This window comes from Amycolatopsis sp. NPDC114505, assembly GCF_055633615.1.
In genome coordinates, this window is the sequence record NZ_JBVKDV010000001.1 from 943,833 (window position 1) to 960,633 (window position 16,801).

The 16,801-nt window shown below is 71.7% G+C and carries 15 protein-coding genes; 8 read left to right on the forward strand and 7 right to left on the reverse strand.

The genetic code is table 11. The features are described from left to right. Nucleotides 1–6 precede the first annotated feature (6 nt). A complete protein-coding gene (locus tag ACZ7OU_RS04850) occupies nucleotides 7–1,986 on the reverse strand; it encodes an acetoacetate--CoA ligase (protein ID WP_470254263.1) in 1,980 nt (659 codons plus the stop codon). A 19-nt stretch (nucleotides 1,987–2,005) separates the two neighbouring features. Continuing rightward, the gene (locus ACZ7OU_RS04855; protein WP_470239857.1) at nucleotides 2,006–2,635 is read right to left on the reverse strand and encodes a dienelactone hydrolase family protein; all 630 of its coding nucleotides are present in this window, start codon (nucleotides 2,633–2,635) and stop codon (nucleotides 2,006–2,008) included. A 146-nt stretch (nucleotides 2,636–2,781) separates the two neighbouring features. On the opposite strand from ACZ7OU_RS04855, the gene hisC reads away from it, so the two are divergent. Continuing rightward, entirely contained in the window at nucleotides 2,782–3,837 is a 1,056-nt protein-coding gene (hisC, locus tag ACZ7OU_RS04860) for a histidinol-phosphate transaminase (protein WP_470254264.1), read from the forward strand. On the opposite strand, the gene ACZ7OU_RS04865 is transcribed toward hisC, so the two are convergent. From ACZ7OU_RS04865 to ACZ7OU_RS04875, 3 genes are all read right to left on the reverse strand, one after another. Then, entirely contained in the window at nucleotides 3,827–4,600 is a 774-nt protein-coding gene (locus tag ACZ7OU_RS04865) for a sulfite exporter TauE/SafE family protein (RefSeq protein WP_470254265.1), read from the reverse strand. The genes hisC and ACZ7OU_RS04865 overlap by 11 nt on opposite strands. A 69-nt stretch (nucleotides 4,601–4,669) precedes the next feature. After that, nucleotides 4,670–5,023 carry a VOC family protein gene (locus tag ACZ7OU_RS04870; protein WP_470254266.1) on the reverse strand — a complete coding sequence of 118 codons (354 nt, stop codon included), beginning with the start codon at nucleotides 5,021–5,023 and terminating at the stop codon, nucleotides 4,670–4,672. Continuing rightward, nucleotides 5,020–5,643 (reverse strand): GNAT family N-acetyltransferase, encoded by a 624-nt coding sequence (locus ACZ7OU_RS04875; RefSeq protein WP_470255880.1) that lies wholly within the window; start codon nucleotides 5,641–5,643, stop codon nucleotides 5,020–5,022. Before ACZ7OU_RS04875 ends, ACZ7OU_RS04870 begins: the two co-directional genes overlap by 4 nt. Before the next feature lie 43 nt (nucleotides 5,644–5,686). Here ACZ7OU_RS04875 and ACZ7OU_RS04880 point away from each other — a divergent pair, with 43 nt between their 5' ends. Genes ACZ7OU_RS04880 through ACZ7OU_RS04890 form a run of 3 tightly spaced genes read left to right on the forward strand, consistent with a single transcriptional unit; the run spans nucleotide 5,687 to nucleotide 8,709 of the window. Beyond that, complete coding sequence (locus ACZ7OU_RS04880) at nucleotides 5,687–6,370, forward strand: FadR/GntR family transcriptional regulator (protein WP_470239861.1); 684 nt, start codon at nucleotides 5,687–5,689, stop codon at nucleotides 6,368–6,370. Then, nucleotides 6,370–7,182 carry a class I SAM-dependent methyltransferase gene (locus ACZ7OU_RS04885; protein WP_470254267.1) on the forward strand — a complete coding sequence of 271 codons (813 nt, stop codon included), beginning with the start codon at nucleotides 6,370–6,372 and terminating at the stop codon, nucleotides 7,180–7,182. Before ACZ7OU_RS04880 ends, ACZ7OU_RS04885 begins: the two co-directional genes overlap by 1 nt. 27 nt (nucleotides 7,183–7,209) lie before the next feature. After that, on the forward strand, nucleotides 7,210–8,709 hold the full coding sequence (locus ACZ7OU_RS04890) for an adenylate/guanylate cyclase domain-containing protein (RefSeq protein ID WP_470254268.1): 1,500 nt from the start codon (nucleotides 7,210–7,212) through the stop codon (nucleotides 8,707–8,709). Here the strand turns inward: ACZ7OU_RS04890 and ACZ7OU_RS04895 are convergent. Further along, nucleotides 8,697–9,686, reverse strand: coding sequence for a beta-ketoacyl-ACP synthase III (locus ACZ7OU_RS04895; protein WP_470239864.1), 990 nt, complete (start codon nucleotides 9,684–9,686; stop codon nucleotides 8,697–8,699). The genes ACZ7OU_RS04890 and ACZ7OU_RS04895 overlap by 13 nt on opposite strands. A 213-nt stretch (nucleotides 9,687–9,899) precedes the next feature. Between ACZ7OU_RS04895 and ACZ7OU_RS04900 the strand changes: the two genes are divergently transcribed. From ACZ7OU_RS04900 to ACZ7OU_RS04910, 3 genes are all read left to right on the forward strand, one after another. After that, complete coding sequence (locus tag ACZ7OU_RS04900) at nucleotides 9,900–10,373, forward strand: Lrp/AsnC family transcriptional regulator (protein WP_470239865.1); 474 nt, start codon at nucleotides 9,900–9,902, stop codon at nucleotides 10,371–10,373. Nucleotides 10,374–10,413: 40 nt separating this feature from the next. Beyond that, nucleotides 10,414–11,613, forward strand: a complete 1,200-nt coding sequence (locus ACZ7OU_RS04905) for an MFS transporter (RefSeq protein ID WP_470254269.1) — start codon at nucleotides 10,414–10,416, stop codon at nucleotides 11,611–11,613. Nucleotides 11,614–11,765: 152 nt separating this feature from the next. Beyond that, nucleotides 11,766–12,170: an SsgA family sporulation/cell division regulator gene (locus ACZ7OU_RS04910; RefSeq protein WP_470239867.1), complete on the forward strand. Its 405-nt coding sequence runs from the start codon at nucleotides 11,766–11,768 to the stop codon at nucleotides 12,168–12,170. Nucleotides 12,171–12,266: 96 nt separating this feature from the next. Here ACZ7OU_RS04910 and ACZ7OU_RS04915 read toward each other — a convergent pair whose 3' ends face one another. Next, a complete protein-coding gene (locus ACZ7OU_RS04915) occupies nucleotides 12,267–13,370 on the reverse strand; it encodes a S1 family peptidase (protein WP_470239868.1) in 1,104 nt (367 codons plus the stop codon). 446 nt (nucleotides 13,371–13,816) lie between these two features. Between ACZ7OU_RS04915 and ACZ7OU_RS04920 the strand changes: the two genes are divergently transcribed. Beyond that, complete coding sequence (locus ACZ7OU_RS04920) at nucleotides 13,817–16,726, forward strand: ATP-binding protein (protein ID WP_470254270.1); 2,910 nt, start codon at nucleotides 13,817–13,819, stop codon at nucleotides 16,724–16,726. Nucleotides 16,727–16,801 lie beyond the last annotated feature (75 nt).

Sequence of the window (16,801 nt, forward strand, 5' to 3'; positions counted from 1 at the left end):
CCCCATCTACCCGCCGGCGAGCTCCACGAACGGCGTCAACGCCGCCGGGTTGGCCAGCGCATCGCGGCTGACAGCCCGGTCAGGAGCCACACCGGCGAGAATCTTCTTCACCGGTACCTCACACTTCTTACCGTTCAAGGTACGAGGAATCTCCTGAACCACGACGAACCGATCGGGTACATGCCTCGGTGACAGCGCGCTACGGAGCTCCTTCTTCAGCCGAGGCTCGACGTCGCCGAGTTCGACGCCGTCCGCGAGCACGAGGAAACAGATCAGCTGCCCATCTTCGTTCCCGGCCGCCGAAGTGTCCACGACCAGGGAATCCGCGACCTCGTCGTAGCCCTCGACGACCCGGTAGAACTCCGCCGTGCCCATCCGGACGCCACCGCGGTTGAGCGTCGAGTCGCTGCGGCCGTAGATCACCGCCGACCCGCGGGTGGTGACGCGGATCCAGTCGCCGTGGCGCCACAGTCCCGGGTACATCTCGAAGTACGCCTCACGCAGGCGCGAGCCGTCCGGGTCGTTCCAGAAGAAGACCGGCATCGACGGCATCGGCTTCGTGATCACCAGCTCGCCGACCCGCTCGATGACCGCGTTGCCGGCCTCGTCGAACGCGTTGACCGCGGCGCCCAGCGCCGGGCAGGACAGCTCCCCCAGCCAGACCGGCACGTCGGGCGCCGACGCGACGAACGCCGCGCACAGGTCGGTGCCGCCGGAGACCGAGCAGATCTGCACCTTCTTCCCGACCTCGTTCACGATCCACCGGAAGCCCTCGACGCTCAGCGGCGCGCCAGTCGAGCCGAGCGCGCGCAACGCCGTCAGGTCGTAGCGCTCGGCCGGCTTGATGCCCGCCTTCAGGCAGCTCTGGATGAACGGTGCCGACGTCCCGAAGTACGTCACGCGGTGCTGCTCGGCCAGGTGCCAGAGCGCGTTCAGGTCCGGGTATCCCGGGCTGCCGTCGTAGAGCACGATCGTCGTGCCGACCAGCAGGCCGGAGATGAGGAAGTTCCACATCATCCAGCCGGTGGTGCTGAACCAGAAGAACCGGTCGCCCGGCCCGAGGCCGGTCTGCAGCGCGAGGGCCTTGAGGTGCTCCAGCGTGATGCCGCCGTGGCCGTGGACGATGCCCTTCGGCAGGCCGGTGGTGCCGGACGAGTAGAGCACCCACAGCGGGTGCGCGAACTCGACCGGCTCGAACAGCAGCGGCGCGCCCTCGTTCGCCGCGAGCAGCCCGTCCCAGTCGAGCGCGTCGTCCATCGATCCTTCGCCGACGTACTGGACGAGCACGGTCGCGGCCAGCGACGGCAGCTTCGCCTGCAGGTCGGCGACCGTCGTCCGGATGTCGAACTGACGGCCGTTGTACGCGTACGCGTTGACGGCGAAGAGCACCTTCGGCTCGATCTGCACGAAGCGGTCCGCCACCGCCCGGACACCGAAGTCCGGCGAGCACGACGACCAGATCGCCCCGATGCTCGCCGCGGCGAGGAACGCGACCAGCGTCTGCGGGCAGTTCGGGGCCAGCGCGACGACGCGGTCGCCCTTGCCGACCCCCAGCTCCAGGAACGCCGCCCGCGCGGCCGCGACCTGCGCGCGGAGCTTGCCGTACGTGAGGTGGTCCGCGAAACCGTCTTCGCGGTGGAAGATCACCGCGGTCTCGTCGTCGCCCTTGGCCGCGCCCGCGACGCCGGGGGTGAGCGCGTGCTCGGCGTAGTTCAGCGTGGCGCCGTCGAACCAGACCGCGTTCGGCATCTCGCCGGAGAGCACCTCGCCCGGCTGGTCGTGCCAGCGGACACCGAGGAAGTCCGCGACCGCCGTCCAGAAGTCCGGGCCGCGCTCGACCGAGAACTCCCAGAGCGTGCGGTAGTCGTCCACCTCGACGCCGCGTTCGGCACGCAGCCACTGGCGGAACGCCTCGATCTTGGTGTCGGCAACGTGGCTCGGCTCAGGTCGCCAGAGCACTTCGGGGGCGTCGGCGGTGTGCGTCACGTCACGACTGTAATCCCGCCTACCGCAGGTGCGCGTCGAACCAATTCAGGGTGCGCTGCCAGGCCTCGGCGGCCGCGCCGGGGTCGGCGTCGAAGCGGTGGTTCGCACCCGGGTAGTGGACGACGTTCGTGGCGACCTTCGCCGACGCCGCGGCGTCGCGCAGGCGCTCGACCTCGGCGCCGCCCGCCTCGTCGCCGGCGTCGCCGTACATGCCGAGCCACGGGCTGGTGAGCTTCCCCGCGATCTCGACCAGCGCGGGCAGTTCGGCGGCCTGCTGCCCGCCGACGCTGACGGCCGCGCCCAGCCGGCGGTGCGACGCGACGACGAGCGCCGCGGTGCCGCCGAGGTCGAAGCCCATGACGCCGAGCAGGTCGGCCTCGACGCCGCGGTCGACGAGCCAGGCGAGTGTGATGTCCGTCGCGTCGAGCAGGTCCTGCTGCGTCAGCTCCGCGTTTTCGAGGTGCGGCGTGACCGTCAGCCAGCCTTCGAGGGCGAGGCTGGCGAGCAGCAGCTTGACGCCGTCGGTGACCCCGTCCGCCTCGTGCAGCACCACCAAACCGCCGCGTAGCGCGCCTTCGGGTTCCGAGAAGGTCAGGCGCAGGGCCCTGCCGTCGGTGCGCTGGTAATCCACGGTGCTGGTCGACGTCATTGCGTCACTCAATCACTCGGAGGTGAACGGCGGGAACCCAGTTTGGCAGGTCCACGGGTCACATACCGCCTGAAGGGAGTCGCGGGGCGGCGGGCGGAAAAGATACGGTGGCCGGGTCGTCCCGTTCAATCGGAGGAGCGCCGAAGATGTCGTCCGTGTCCCCTCGTGCCGATCTCGAATCGTTGCCGAAATACATCCCCGGCCGGACGATCGAAGGCGCGATCAAGCTGGCGAGCAACGAGGTGCCCGGCGGTGCGCTGCCGAGCGTCGCGCGGGCGATCGCCGAAGCCGCCGCGGGCATCAACCGCTACCCGGACACCGGCTCGCAGGCCCTGCGCGAGCGGCTGGCGCGCGAGCTGGACGTGCCGGTGGAGCGCGTCGCCATCGGCTGCGGCTCGGTCTCCCTGTGCCAGCAGACGATCCAGGCGGTCTGCGCGCCCGGCGAAGAGGTGATCTTCGCCTGGCGCTCGTTCGAGGCGTACCCGATCGTCACGCAGGTGGCGAACGCCGTGTCCGTGAAGGTCCCGATCACCGAGGGCCAAGAGCTCGACCTCGACGCGATGCTCGCGGCGATCACCGACAAGACACGCGTGGTCTTCGTCTGCAACCCCAACAACCCGACCGGCACGGCGATCCGCCGCACCGAGCTGGAGCGCTTCCTCGACGCGGTCCCGGAGCACGTGCTGGTGGTGCTGGACGAGGCGTACAAGGAGTTCGTCACCGACCCCGAGGTGCCCGACGGCGTCGAGTACACGCGGACGCGCCCGAACGTCATGGTGCTGCGCACGTTCTCGAAGGCCTACGGCCTCGCGGGCCTGCGCGTCGGTTACGCCGTCGCGCCGGAGCCGATCGCCGACGCGCTTCGCCAGGTGTACGTCGCCTTCTCGGTGAACATGCTGGCCCAGGTCGCGGCGCTGGCGTCGCTCGACGCGGCCGACGAGCTGCTCGCGCGCTGCGACGAGATCGTCGCCGAACGCGGGCGGGTGCGGGACGCGCTGCTCGAGGCCGGCTACCGGGTGCCCGAGACGCAGGCGAACTTCGTCTGGCTGCCCTTGGGTGACCAGGCCGTGCCGTTCGCCGAGCACGCGCTGGACCGCAAGCTCGTGGTGCGCCCGTTCGCCGGCGACGGCGTGCGCGTGACCATCGGGACCCGCGAGGAGAACGACCTCTTCCTGGCCGCGGCGCGCGACTTCAGTCGCTGAACTGCTTGACCACCAGCTGGATCACGGCGGCGACGCCGATCACGACGATCACGCCGCGCAGCACCGCCGGCGGCAGCTTCCGGCCGATCTTCGCGCCGAGGAAGCCGCCGGCGGTCGACCCGACGGCCAGCCAGAGCACCACGGGCCAGCTGATCGGCGCGACGAAGGCGTAGATCACCCCGGCGACGACGTTGACCACGGCGGCGAGGACGTTCTTGACGCCGTTGAGCTTCTGCAGCGGTTCGGACAGCAGCATCCCCATGACGGCCATCAGCATCACGCCCTGCGCGGCGGTGAAGTACCCGCCGTAGATGCCGATGAGGAAGATGAAGAACATCAGCAGCGGGCCGGCTTTGTGCTCGGCGCCGTTCTCTTCGCGCCGCTTCGCGACCCACTTGGAGACGCGCGGCTGCACGATCACGAGGATCACGGCCAGCCCGACGAGCACGGGGACAACGGCTTCGAAGGCGTCCTTCGGCAGCGACAGCAGCAGGATAGTGCCACCGATGGCGCCGAGGAACGACGCGACGGCGAACTTCGCGACCTGCGGCCAGTAGCCGGCCAGCTCGTGCCGGTAGCCCCAGGCACCGCTGAGGGTCCCGGGCGCGAGACCGATGGCGTTGGACGTCGTCGCCGTCACCGGCGGATACCCCAGCGCGACCAGGACGGGGAAGGTCACCAGCGTCCCCGACCCGACGACGGCGTTGATGGTGCCCGCCCAGATCCCGGCGACCACGATGATCGCCGCGTGCCACCACGTCATGAAGCATTCACGTGCGGAGCCTAAGCATCGTGAGCCTGTCCCGCGACGCAGATGTGGCCGGTCGGACACTCACCGCGGCGTGAAGACGCAGAATTCGTTGCCTTCCGGGTCCGCCATCACCTCCCATTCGATGTCGTCATCGCGTTCGCGGACCAGCGTCGCGCCCAGTTCGAGCAACTCGGCGGGGTCGCCGAAGACGTCCAGGTGCAGGCGGTTCTTGACCGTCTTCTGCTCCGGGACCGGGTTGAGCCAGATCAGCGGTCCCTTGCCGGCCGGGTCGACGATCGGGACGGGCCAGTCGTCCGGGCGTTCGTCGCCGGTCAAGGAGTCGCGGCGGACGTAACCCATGGCGCGGCACCACCAGTCCGCCAGAGCCTGGTGGTCGGTCGCGTCGAGGGCGAGGTCCTTGAACTGCGCGGTCATTTCGATCCTTCCGGTACGTGAGCGGGGACGACGTCGGACACCACGCGCCAGCCGAGCGCGCGGTACAGCCCGCGCCCGGCCGTCGAAGCCAGCAGGACGCTCGAGTGCGCCCCGGCCGCGACGCCCAGGCGGTGCATCACCACCCGGCCGAGGCCGCGGCGCCGGTGCTCGGGCTCCGTGACGATCCGGTCGAACACCGCCACCCCCGATGCCACCGCGACCCGGCCGCGCGCGGCCGGCGCGCCCTCGGCCGTCACCGATGCCTCCCACACCGGGCCCTCGCCGGTCACCGTCACCGAGTACGGCGCCGGGACCTCGGCCGGCGGGAAGCCGCCGTCGAAGGTCATCAAGTACTCCGTCTCCCCCGCCTCCCATTCCGTGGTCAGGCCCGCGAGGGCCGAGGCCCGCGAGCCGCACGTCTTCAGCCACGTGCCCGGCGCCGCCACCGTCCGCGCCCGCGTGGCCACCGTCGACGGCGACCGCAGCAGGTAGCGGACGCGGTGGCCGGGCAGGCCGACGTCGACGCGGAGGCCGTCCGGCTCCACGACCGGCGGTGGTACCGCCCGCGACACCGCCCAGCCCCGCACCCATGCCCCCAGGATGTCCATGTCCGCGATCATGACAGTCACCACCGACAGTTTCCGGAGCTGAGAGGATGGCGGTGTGGACACCGAGCAGGTCTGGAGCGCGACCGTCGACCGGTTGCGGTCGATGATCGACTCCGGGAAGCTGCCGCCGGGCTCCCGGCTGCCCGCCGAACGTGTCCTGTGCGAGGACCTCGGCATCAGCCGCGGGTCGTTGCGGCAGGCGCTGCGCGTGCTCGACTCCATCGGCTACGTCCGGATCCGCGCCGGGTCCGGCACCTACGTCCGTGAGCAGCAGGAACAGCCGCTGCGCACCTGGTTCACCGAGCACGACCAGCTCGTCGAGAAGCTCTTCGACCTGCGCGCGACCGTCGAACCGACCCTCGCCGAACGGCTGGCCCGGCAAGCCACCGCGAAGACGGTGAGCCGGCTCGAGGACAACGTCGCCGAGATGGCGCAGGCCGCCGAGGACGGCGACATGCTGCACGTCATCGCCGCCGACGCCGAGTTCCACCGGGTGATCGCGCAGAACGCCGGCAACGACGACGTCGCCGGGCTGCTGCGGTCCGTGCTCGCCCTGGTCGGCGAGGAGCGGCGGCTGGCGCTGCGGCTGCCCGGCCAGATCCGCAAGGCCGTCGACGACCACCGCGCGATCCTCGACGCCATCCGCCGGTCCGACCCGGCCGCGGCGCGCGAGCTGACCCTCAAGCACCTGGTCGACGCCAAGACCTACGCCCACGACTTCGCCGCGGAGGAGCGCTGATGGAGAAGGTGCACTTCACCGAAGAAAAGGCCACCATGCTGGCCACTCTTTACGGCCGCGCGCTCGACAGCCGCGAGCCCGACCCGGTGCTCGGTGACCACGCCGCCGACGAAGCCGTCCGGCAGATCGACTACGACTTCGGCAAGCTCGGCATCAACCGCGACGGCGCCGTGTCGGTCGTCCTGCGGGCCAAGCCGATCGACGAATGGGCCGGCGAGTACCTCGAGAAGCACCCGGACGCGATCGTGCTGCACCTCGGCTGCGGCATGGACACGCGCTTCCAGCGGCTCGCCCCGCCGGAGACGGTCGACTGGTACGACGTCGACTACCCCGAGGTCGTCGAGCTGCGCGAGAAGCTCTACGCGGCCGCGCCGAACCACACGAACATCGGCACGTCGGTGACGGACTTCGGGTGGCTCGACCAGGTGCCGTCGGACCGTCCGGCGCTGATCGTCGCCGAAGGGCTGACGATGTACCTGACGCCGGAGTCCGGCCACGAGCTCATCCGGCGGCTGGTCGCGAAGTTCCCCTCCGGCGAGCTGATCTGCGACGTCTTCAACCGGCTCGGCATCAAGGCGCAGAAGCTCAACACCCCGGTCCGGCGCACGAAGGCGACCCTGCACTGGGGCGTCGACGATCCCCGCGAGCTGGAGCGCGACGGCCTCACGCTGGTGTCCTCTTTGGACGCCGGGCACTGGGCGACGCCGGACGTCCTGGCCCGTCTCCGGCCGTTCACCCGGTTCCAGCTGCGCATGACGAAGTACTTCCCGGCGCTGGCGAAGATGGCGAACATCGTGCGGTACCGCTTCTGACGCGACGCCGGCCGTACGATCAAGGCCGTGCGCAAGATCGCCGTGAGCAACTTCCGGGTGGTGTTGCGCACCAGCCTGGGCTTCGCCGGGCTCGGCCTCGGCTCCAGCGTCGCCGGCTCCGGCGTCGTCGCGCTGCTCCTGCTGCTGCAGGGCCTGCCCGGCGACGTCGGTGACCGCGGCTGGATCCTCGGCCTGACCGCGGCCGGGATCGTCGCCGTCTCGCTGCTCGCCGGGACACTGTGGACGGCGTGGCTGCAGCGCCGCACCGCGATCTGGTTCGTGCTCGGCCGCCCGCCGTCGGAAAGCGAAGCGAAGCGCGCGCTGCGGCTGCCGGTCGACATGGCCGTGGTCAGCGGCACGCTCTGGCTGATCGGCACCCTCGTCCTCAGCGTGCTGGCCGGCGTGCTCGGCTCCGGCGAGGACGCCGTCGGCATGGCCACGGTCATCGGGCTCGGCGGCCTCACCACCGTCGGGCTCACCTACCTCGCCGCCGAGTGGGTGGCGCGGCCGGTGATGACGATCGCGCTGGAGGTCCTGCCGCCGAGCGGGTCGCTGCCGGTCACCGTGCTGACCCGGCTGATCGTCACCTGGGCGCTGGCCAGCGGCGTCCCGTTCGTCGGCGTCCTGCTCGTCGCGACCCCGCCGGACCTCGGCTCGGGCAACCACACCGCCAGCCTGATCATGCTGTCGGTGATCGGGCTCGGCGTCGGCGCGATCGGCACCGCCCTGCTGGCCAGGGCCGTCGCGGCGCCGCTGCACCGGCTGCGCGTCGCCCTCGACCGGATCGCGCGCGGCGACAACGAGGTTACGGTCGACGTCGACGACTCCAGCGAGATCGGCCTGCTCCAGACGTCGGTGAACCAGCTCGCCGCCGGCCTGCGCGAGCAGGCGCGGATGCGGGACCTCTTCGGCCGGCACGTCGGCGCCGACGTCGCCCGGCACGCGCTGGAGTACGGCGCGTCGCTGTCCGGGGACGTCCGCGAGGTCACGGCGTTGTTCGTCGACGTCGTCGACTCGACCGCGCTCGCCTACCGCACGCCGCCGGAGGAGCTCGTCGAGAAGCTGAACCGGCTGTTCGCCGCGGTCGTCTCCGCGGTCGGCGCGCGCGGCGGGCTGGTCAACAAGTTCCAGGGCGACGCCGCGTTGTGCATCTTCGGCGCCCCGACGCGGCTCGCGGACGCGCCGACGGCCGCGCTGGCCGCCGCCCGCGCGATCCGGGACGCGGTGTGCGCGAACGGCGAGCTCGACCTCGGCATCGGCGTCTCGAGCGGGCCGGTGTTCGCCGGGCAGCTCGGCAGCAGCAGCCGGCTCGAGTACACCGTCATCGGCGACGCGGTCAACGAGGCCGCGCGGCTGACCGAGCTGGCCAAGGCGGTGCCGTCACGGATCCTCGCCAGCGACGCCGTCGTCTCGGCGGCGCTGCCGAGCGAAGGCGCGTACTGGGAGAAGCACGGTGAGCTGGCGCTACGCGGCCGTCAGGAGCCGACGCCGACTTGGACGGCCGGCCCGGAACCTCAGGACAGCTGACCCAGATCCGGCCAGCGCAGCACCGTCGAGCCCCAGGTCAGGCCCGCGCCGAACGCGCTGAGCAGCACTTTGTGCCCGGGGACGAGCGTCCCGTCGGCCCGCGCGTCGGCCAAGGCCAGCGGGATGGACGCGGCGCTGGTGTTGCCGACGCGGTCGATGTTCGCGACGACGGCGTCGGCCGGCATGCCGAGCTGCTTCGCCGTCGACTGGAGGATCCGGATGTTCGCCTGGTGGCCGACGAAGCGGTCGACGTCGCCGACCATCCAGCCCGCGCGCTCCAGCACGGTCCGCGACGACTCCGCCATCCGCGCGCAGGCGTGCCGGAACACCGCGGTGCCCTGCATCGCGAGGAAGCGGTCGCTCGGCTGGTCGGACAGCCGCCGCCGCGCGCCGCCGGCTTCGACCCACAGCAGGTCGGCGAGGTCGCCCTCGCTGTGCAGGTCGAACGGCCCGAGCGCGCCGTCTTCGTCGGGCTCCCCCGCCCGCAGCAGGACCGCGCCCGCGCCGTCGCCGAAGATCGGGACGGTCGTGCGGTCGTCGGGGTCGATGAGCGTGGTGAAGGTGTCGGCGCCGATCACGAGCACGCGCTCGGCGATGCCGCCCGCGATGAACCCCGCGGCCGTGGCCAGCGCGTAGACGAACCCGCTGCAGACGGCGTTGACGTCGAACGCCGCGGCCGTGCCGAGCCCGAGCCGGGCGGCGACCTGCGGCGCGCTGGCCGGGCAGGGCTGGTCGGGGGTCGACGTGGCGAGGACGACGACGTCGGCCGAGCCGCCCGCGAGGGCTTCCCGGCCCGCGCCGACCGCGAGATCCACAGTGGACTCGTCCGGCCCGGCGACGCGGCGCTCCCGGATGCCGGTGCGGGTCCGGATCCACTCGTCCGTGGTGTCGAGCCGGGCGGCGATCTCGTCGTTGCCCAGGACTGTCGTCGGCAAGCACGACCCGATTCCGGTCAGCACGGCGGCAGGTGCGGGCACGGCGGAGCCTCCCCACGCCGGCGGGTTGGCGGAGCGACCGGCTGGTCTTCCACTTCTATGGGCTACCCCCTGGTAGACCCGTGAGTTGTGTTCCAGGTCACTGAAAAAGTTGTTTCACTTTCCCCTCGGACGGAGTAGTGAGCGACGTCACGCAAGAGTGAGCGCGGAGCGAACGCCGGGCAAATCGTCGGGGGTCCCGGCTAGCCTGCTGGAGTGCAGACTCCCGACCTCGACCAGCTGGACATCGCCATCCTCGCCTGCCTCCAAGAGGACGCCCGCACCATCGCCGAGACGATCGGGGCGAAGGTCGGGCTCTCGGCCGCGGCGGTGCAACGGCGGATCAAGCGGCTGCGCGAAGCGGGGGTCATCGAGCGCGAGGTCGCGGTGCTGTCGCCGGCGGCGCTCGGGCTGAGCATGACGTTCGTGGTCATGGTCGAGATGGAGCGGGAGAACCTGGCGGTCCTGGACGCGTTCCGCCGCCAGATCCTCGCCGACGACTGCGTCCAGCAGTGCTACTACGTCACCGGCAACGCGGACTTCGTGCTGGTCGTGACGTGCCCGGACATGGCGGGCTTCGAGGCGTTCACCCGGCGGATGTTCTTCGACAACCCGAACGTCCGGCACTTCACGACGAGCGTGGCGATGGACCGGGTGAAGGTCGGGCTCAGCCTGCCGCTCGGGCCGTAGGCCTGGCGATATTCTGGAGCGCTGTCCACCTGGGGGATGCATGCTTCGGAACCGCCGGATCTTTCTCGTCGCGACCTTGATCGACGCGCTCGGCAGCGGGCTGTGGGTGCCGTTCGCACTGCTGTTCCTCGTCCACGGCCAGGGCATGGGCCTGCTCGACGCTGGGACGTCGCTGAGCACCGGGGCGCTGCTCGCGCTCGTCACCGGGCCGGCCACCGGGGCCGCCATGGACCGGTTCGGGCCGCGGGCGCTGCTCATCGCCGGGAACCTCGTGCGGCTCGTGGCCTTCTGCGCGTACCCACTGGTCCACACCAGCTGGCAGGTGATCGTGGTTTCGGTGGTAGCCGGCTTCGGCGACCGGCTGTTCTGGACGTGCAACGCGCCGATGGTCGCCCGGCTCACGTCCGGGAGCGAGACGGACCGCATGCTGGCGACGCAGACCGTCGGACGCTTCGCCGGCGCGGGGATCGGAGCGGCGGCGACCGCGGTCCTGCCGACGATCACGAGCCAGGCGGCGTTCCACGCGCTCGCGTACGTGAACGCGGCGAGCTTCGCGGTGGCGGCGGTCCTGATCCGGCTGCTCCCGCGCGCCGAAGCCCGCACGCGGACGACGTCCGGGAGCTGGCGGGCCGTGCTCGGGGATCGGCCCTTCACCGGGTTCTGCGTCACCCACACGGCTTTCACGCTCGCCAGCGCGAGCAAGTTCGCCGTGCTGCCCATCGTCGTGCGCGATCTCCTGCACGGTCCACAGTGGATCGCCGGGACCGCGATCACGCTCGGCACCGTGGTCGTCGTGACCGCGCAGCGCCCGATCGTCACCCTGCTCGCCGGGCGCAGCCGGACCGCGGCGCTGATCGGCGCCGCGACGCTGTTCGCGGTTTCCTTCGCCCTGCTGATCCCGTTGGAAATGGTCCCCCTGCACGTCGCCGCCGGGCTGATCCTCGTGACGAGCCTCGGGTTCTCCGTCGCGGAGGCGATGTTCGGCCCCACCGGCACCGCGACGGCCGCCGCGGCCGCGCCGCCCGGCGCCGAAGGCCGGGCCAGCTCGATCTTCCAGCTCTCCTGGGGCCTGCCCGTCGCGCTCGCCCCCGGCCTGCTGGCCGTCCTGCTCAGCGTCAGCAACGCGCTGACGTGGTCGGTACTGGCCCTGACCTGCACGGCGGCGATCCCGGCGCTGCTCGTGCTGCGGAAGAAGCTCCCCGGAGCCCTGCGCGAACCGTCACCGGCAGTCGCGGGCTGAACGCAAGGGGTATGTGCCGGACGTTACACCACAATGGACGGATGCAACCGATCAAGTGAACGTGAGAGTTTCTCCGTCATGACCGCAAGGCCTGGTCATCTCCTCCTCGAACAGTTCGCGCCGCGCGAACCACCCGGACTCCAGGAGGGGCCATGCAGACCGACGCCGTTCACCAGAGCCAGTTCGTGGTGCTGAACGAGAGCACCACGCCCGTCCTGTCCCGCCTCTCGTTCCACGCCGACGAGCCGTTCGCGGTCACCGTGGCGTTCCGGACCGAGCGCGGCCGGTGGATCGAATGGACCTTCGCGCGTGACCTCCTGGTGGCCGGCCTCGACGAGCCGGCCGGCCTCGGCGACGTCCGGGTCCGCCCCGACCTGTCCGAGGACGAGGACTTCCTCACCCTGGAAATCGAGTCACCGGACGGCTATGCGTCGTTCGAGCTGGAGACCGAAGACATCCGGACGTTCCTCGACGCGTCCTACGAGCTGGTGCCGCTCGGCGAAGAGAGCGCGCACTTCGACGTCGACGGGCTGATCGAGGAGATCAGCAACGTCTGACCCCTGAACCTCCCAATCCCGCGGCGAGGACAAGGGCGGGTTTCGAGTGCGCTGGAGGCACTCGAAACCCGCCCTTTCGCTGTTTCTCAGGAGCGGTCAGCTGGTCTTCAGTGTGGTGCCGGTGCCCGAAAGCGCGCCGGCGATCGGGTAGAAGTAGGTCACGCTCGTGTTGCCGCCGGACAGGACGCCCTGCGCGTAGTTGCCGGCGATGAAGCCGCCGCCGGAGTCACCGGCCGCCGAGCGGACGTTGGTCGCGGTCATGCCGTTGACCGTGCCCTCGGAGTAGCGGACGCTCTGGTTTTTGGCGCCGATGGTGCCGCAGGTCCAGCCGGTGGTCGAGCCGGCCTTGCAGACCGACGAGCCGGTCGCCGCGTTCGACGACCCGCGCACCGCGGTCCCGTTGTTCATCTGCGCGACCGGGGTCCAGCTGCTGTTGGTCCGGACCGCCGCGTAGTCGACGCCGGGGAAGCGGTAGGTGATCCAGCTGCCGAGCGCCGCGCCGTTCGAACCGGTCAGCGAGCCGCCGCCGGTGAGCGCGCCGCAGTGGCCGGCGGTGACGAAGCCCGTGGTCGTCGCGAAGCCGACCGAGCAGCGTGACGAGCCACCGATGTAGTAGGCGTCCCCACCGCGGATGTTGGCGTGCAGCGTCGGCTTCGAAGCCGTCTCGAGGATCGTGACCGACGACTTGTCCACACCGGACTGGGTCAGGAAGGTGTCGGCCGCGCCGCGCTGGCCCTGCAGCACGGAAAGCGTGACGCGGTTGGTGGTGGAGTCGACGCCCCAGCCGGTGATCGCGTACGGCGCCGCGTTGTCGCGGGCGTTCAGGGTGTCCACAGTGGAGTCGAGCTGGCGGGCGCTGAACTTCACGACCTCCGCCTCGGCCCCGGCCGCCTGGATCTTGCCGACCTCGGCGGCGTTCGTGGTCTGGATGTGCGCCTTGCCCGTGGCGGCGTTGTAGGTGGCGCCGCCGAACGCGCCGCCGAGCGTCGCGCTGACGGCCTCGGTGACCTTGTTCGCGACGTCTTCGCTCTTCAGCCGCGTCAGCACCTGGTCGTGGGTCAGGCCCAGGTCGCGCTGCATGGCGGGCACGATGTCCGGGTTCAGCAGGTCCTGGCCCGACGCGGGAACGGCGAGCGTGACGAGCGCACCCGTCGTCATCACCGCGGCGGCAGCGGCACCGAAGAGTCTGGCGATCTTCATGCTTCTCCCTAGGTGGTTACGCGCGGCTCTGCACCGGCCACGCAGTGGTACTCCCCCGGGTGAGGGTCCCCGCAGTGGGCGTTACGGTGCAATCCGGGCGCCCGGCGAATGGGTATACGCATTCACCCCGGACGAATCCCCTGCTCCAAGCGGTCCCGGCCACGGGTTGTCACCCGGTCGGACAGGTCCTTAAGTAGGGTTTCCGGACACTACTTTCGGTAGCGATCACGACACCCGGAACGCGTGAACCGCGGCCGGAACGCAGTAGTCGCCCCGGTTTCGCACGCACGGTGACCCGAAACCGGCGAATCCCCCGGCAAACCGGTGACAGCGGGTAGGCGGACGTGTGATGGCGGTACTGACCACCTAGTCGGTTAATGGTTTACGGACCGAACAACGCTGCTTAGGCTCCCGCGCACACCCCGGCAGGTCGAGGAGGGCGCGTCATGTGGCTCACGGCTCCCCGCCCCACCTCGGTGTCCGTCCGGTCCGGACCCGCCCGGCTGACCGGCCGCGACACCGAGCTCGACGCCATCGTCGACGTGCTCAAGCGGCGCCCGGCCGCCGTGCTCATCGAGGGCGAGCCCGGCATGGGCCGCACCCGGCTGCTCGCGGAGATCGGGCGCCGCAAGGAGTTCGAGGGCAGCCGCGTCCTGACCGGCGCCTGCCAGCCACTGCGGGAACCGTTCCCCTACGGGCCCGTCCTGGAAGCGCTTCGCGGGGTGGGCGAGACACCGCTCGGCCCGCTGAGCCCGGTCGCCGGCGTGCTGCGGCCCTTGCTGCCGGAGCTCGCGGAAGCGCTTCCCCCGCGGCCCGAGCCCCTCGCCGACCCGGTCGCCGAACGCCACCGCGTCTTCCGCGCCGTGCGGGAGGTCCTGCGGGCGTGCGGACCCGCGCTCGTGCTGATCGACGACCTCCAGTGGGCCGACGAGGACACCCGCGACCTCATGCGGTTCCTCGCCGGCACGATGCCGCCGGAGCTGGCGGTGGTCGCCACCTACCGCTCGGCGACCGACGTCCGCCCCGGCCCGCTCGGCGCCCCCTTCCGCACCGACCCCGCGGTGCACTCCGCGCGCGTCGCGCTGGGCGCCCTCGACGTCACGGCGGTGCGCAAGCTCGCCGTCGAAATCCTCGAGCTGCCCCGCGTCACCGACGAGTTCGCGGCGAAGCTGCACGAATGCACCGCCGGGATCCCGTTCGTGGTCGAAGAAACCCTGCGGGCCCTGCGCGAAGCGGCCGAACGGCTGCCGGTCGGCGAAGTCCTCTCCGACCGGATGCTGGAGAACCTCGAAGTCCCGGTCCTGCTGCGCGAGTCCGTCACCGAACGGCTTTCCACGCTGCCCGAGCCGGCGGTGCGGCTGGCCGGCGCGGCCGCGGTGCTCGGCGTCGGTGCCGAAGCCGCCGTGCTCGGTGAGCTGGCCGGGCTCGCCGACGACACCCTCCGCACCGCGCTGCTGGCCGCGTTGTCCGGCGGTGTGCTCGGCGAGGTCGGCGACGGCAAGTACGGCTTCCGGCACCCGTTGGCGCGCAAGGCGGTCTACGACACGGTGAGCGGACCCGAGCGCGCGTTGCTGCACGCGCAGGCGATCCGCGTGCTCGCCGCGCAGCCGTCCCCGCCGCTCACGCTGCTGGCCCGGCACTCCCGCGCGGCCGGCCGCGTCGACCAGTGGCGCCACTACGCCGAAGCCGCCGCGGACGAAGCCGTCACCCGCGGCGAGACGTCCCGCGCGATCGACCTCCTGCAGTCGGTGCTGGCCGAACCCGGTCCGGCGGAGTCCGACATCGGGCGCGTCGCCGGCAAGCTGAGCCAGGTCGCGCTGCGGGGGTTCCGCCCCGACGTGATCGGCACGCTCGAGCGCGTCCTCGAAGAGGTGACGCTGCCGCCGTCGGTCCGCGGCTCGATCCGGCTGAGCCTCGGCATGCTGCAGGTCCGGACCATCGGCGGGCTCGGCCGCGGGCGGCTGGAGGTCGAGCGCGCGATCGGTGAGCTGACCGACCGGCCCGACCTCGCCGCGCGCGGGATCACGCTGCTCGCGCAGCCGATCGACGGGCTGACGCCGTTGTCGTGGCACGAATCCTGGCGCGCCCGCGCGGGCGAGGTGTACGAGCGGCTCGACGACCCCGAGCTGCGGCTCGCGCTGACCGTCGACCGCATCGCGGCCGCGTCGCACGTCGGCGACGGCTCGGCGTGGGCGGAGTTCGAGGCGCTGTCGGACACCGTGGGCACGGTCGCCGAGCGCGTCCAGCTGGCCCGGCTGTGGTGCAACCTCGCCGACGGCCAGTCGTGGGCCGGGCACCTCGACCGGTCGGAACGGCTGGTGACCGAGGGCGTCCGGCGCGCGACCGACGCGGGCGCGCTGTACGCGATCGGCCTGATCCAGGGCACCCGCGTCCGGCTCGACTGGGTGCGCGGGCGCTGGAGCGGGCTCGCCGAAGCGGCCGAGCAGCTGCGCGACAGCTATCCGGAGCTCGGCCCGATCGTCATGGAGTCGTCGCTGGTGCTCGGCGGGCTGGCGGCCGTGCGCGGGGAGTTCGCCGCCGCGCAACGGCACCTGACCGCGGCGAGCGTCCACGCGCCGGACCGCGGGCCGATCCCGGTGGTCCTTTCGGCGGCCGGGGTCCTGATCACGGTTCTGCTCGCGACCGACGACGTCGACGGCGCGTGCGCGGCGGCCGACGCGGCGGTGGCCGCGGCCGGGCGCAAGGGCGTCTGGATCTGGGCGGCGGCGCTGGTCCCGGCGGCGGCGCAGGCGTACGCGCGGGCCGGGCGCTGGCCGGAGGCCGACAGCGTGGTCGAGGCGTTCGCCCGCGGCATCGAAGACCGGGACGCCCCGGTCGCGACGGCGGCCTTGATCGCCGGCCGGGCGGTGTTGCTGGAGGCACGCGGCAAGCACCTGGCCGCGGCGACGCTGTTCGACGAAGCCGCGGCGGGCTACACGGCGTTGCCGATGCCGTACCCGGCGACGGGCATGCGCGAGCGGGCGGCGATGTGCCGGCTCGCGGCGGGCAACCGCGACGCCGTCGAGGAGCTGACGGCGGCGGCCGAGGCTTACGAGCAGCTGGGCGCGACGCGGGACGCGGGCCGGTGCCGTCACCAGCTGCGCGAGCACGGCGCGTGGGCACCGTCGCAACGCGGGCGGCGCGGGTACGGGAGCGAGCTGTCGCCACGGGAACGCGAAGTGGCGCGGATGCTGGCGGAGGGAAGGACGAACCGCGAGATCGCGGACGGGCTGTTCCTCTCGCCGCGGACGGTGGAACAGCACGTGGCGAAGGTGCTACGGAAGCTCGGCGCGCGGTCACGGACGGACGTGGCGCGCAAGCTGCCCGGCGAAGTCACCACGGCACCGGCTGGCTAGCCGAGCGGGCTCGTCCTACGTTGAGCGCGTGACAGAAGAGGCTCTTCCCGCCTGGCGCCGGCGTACCTCCGGCGA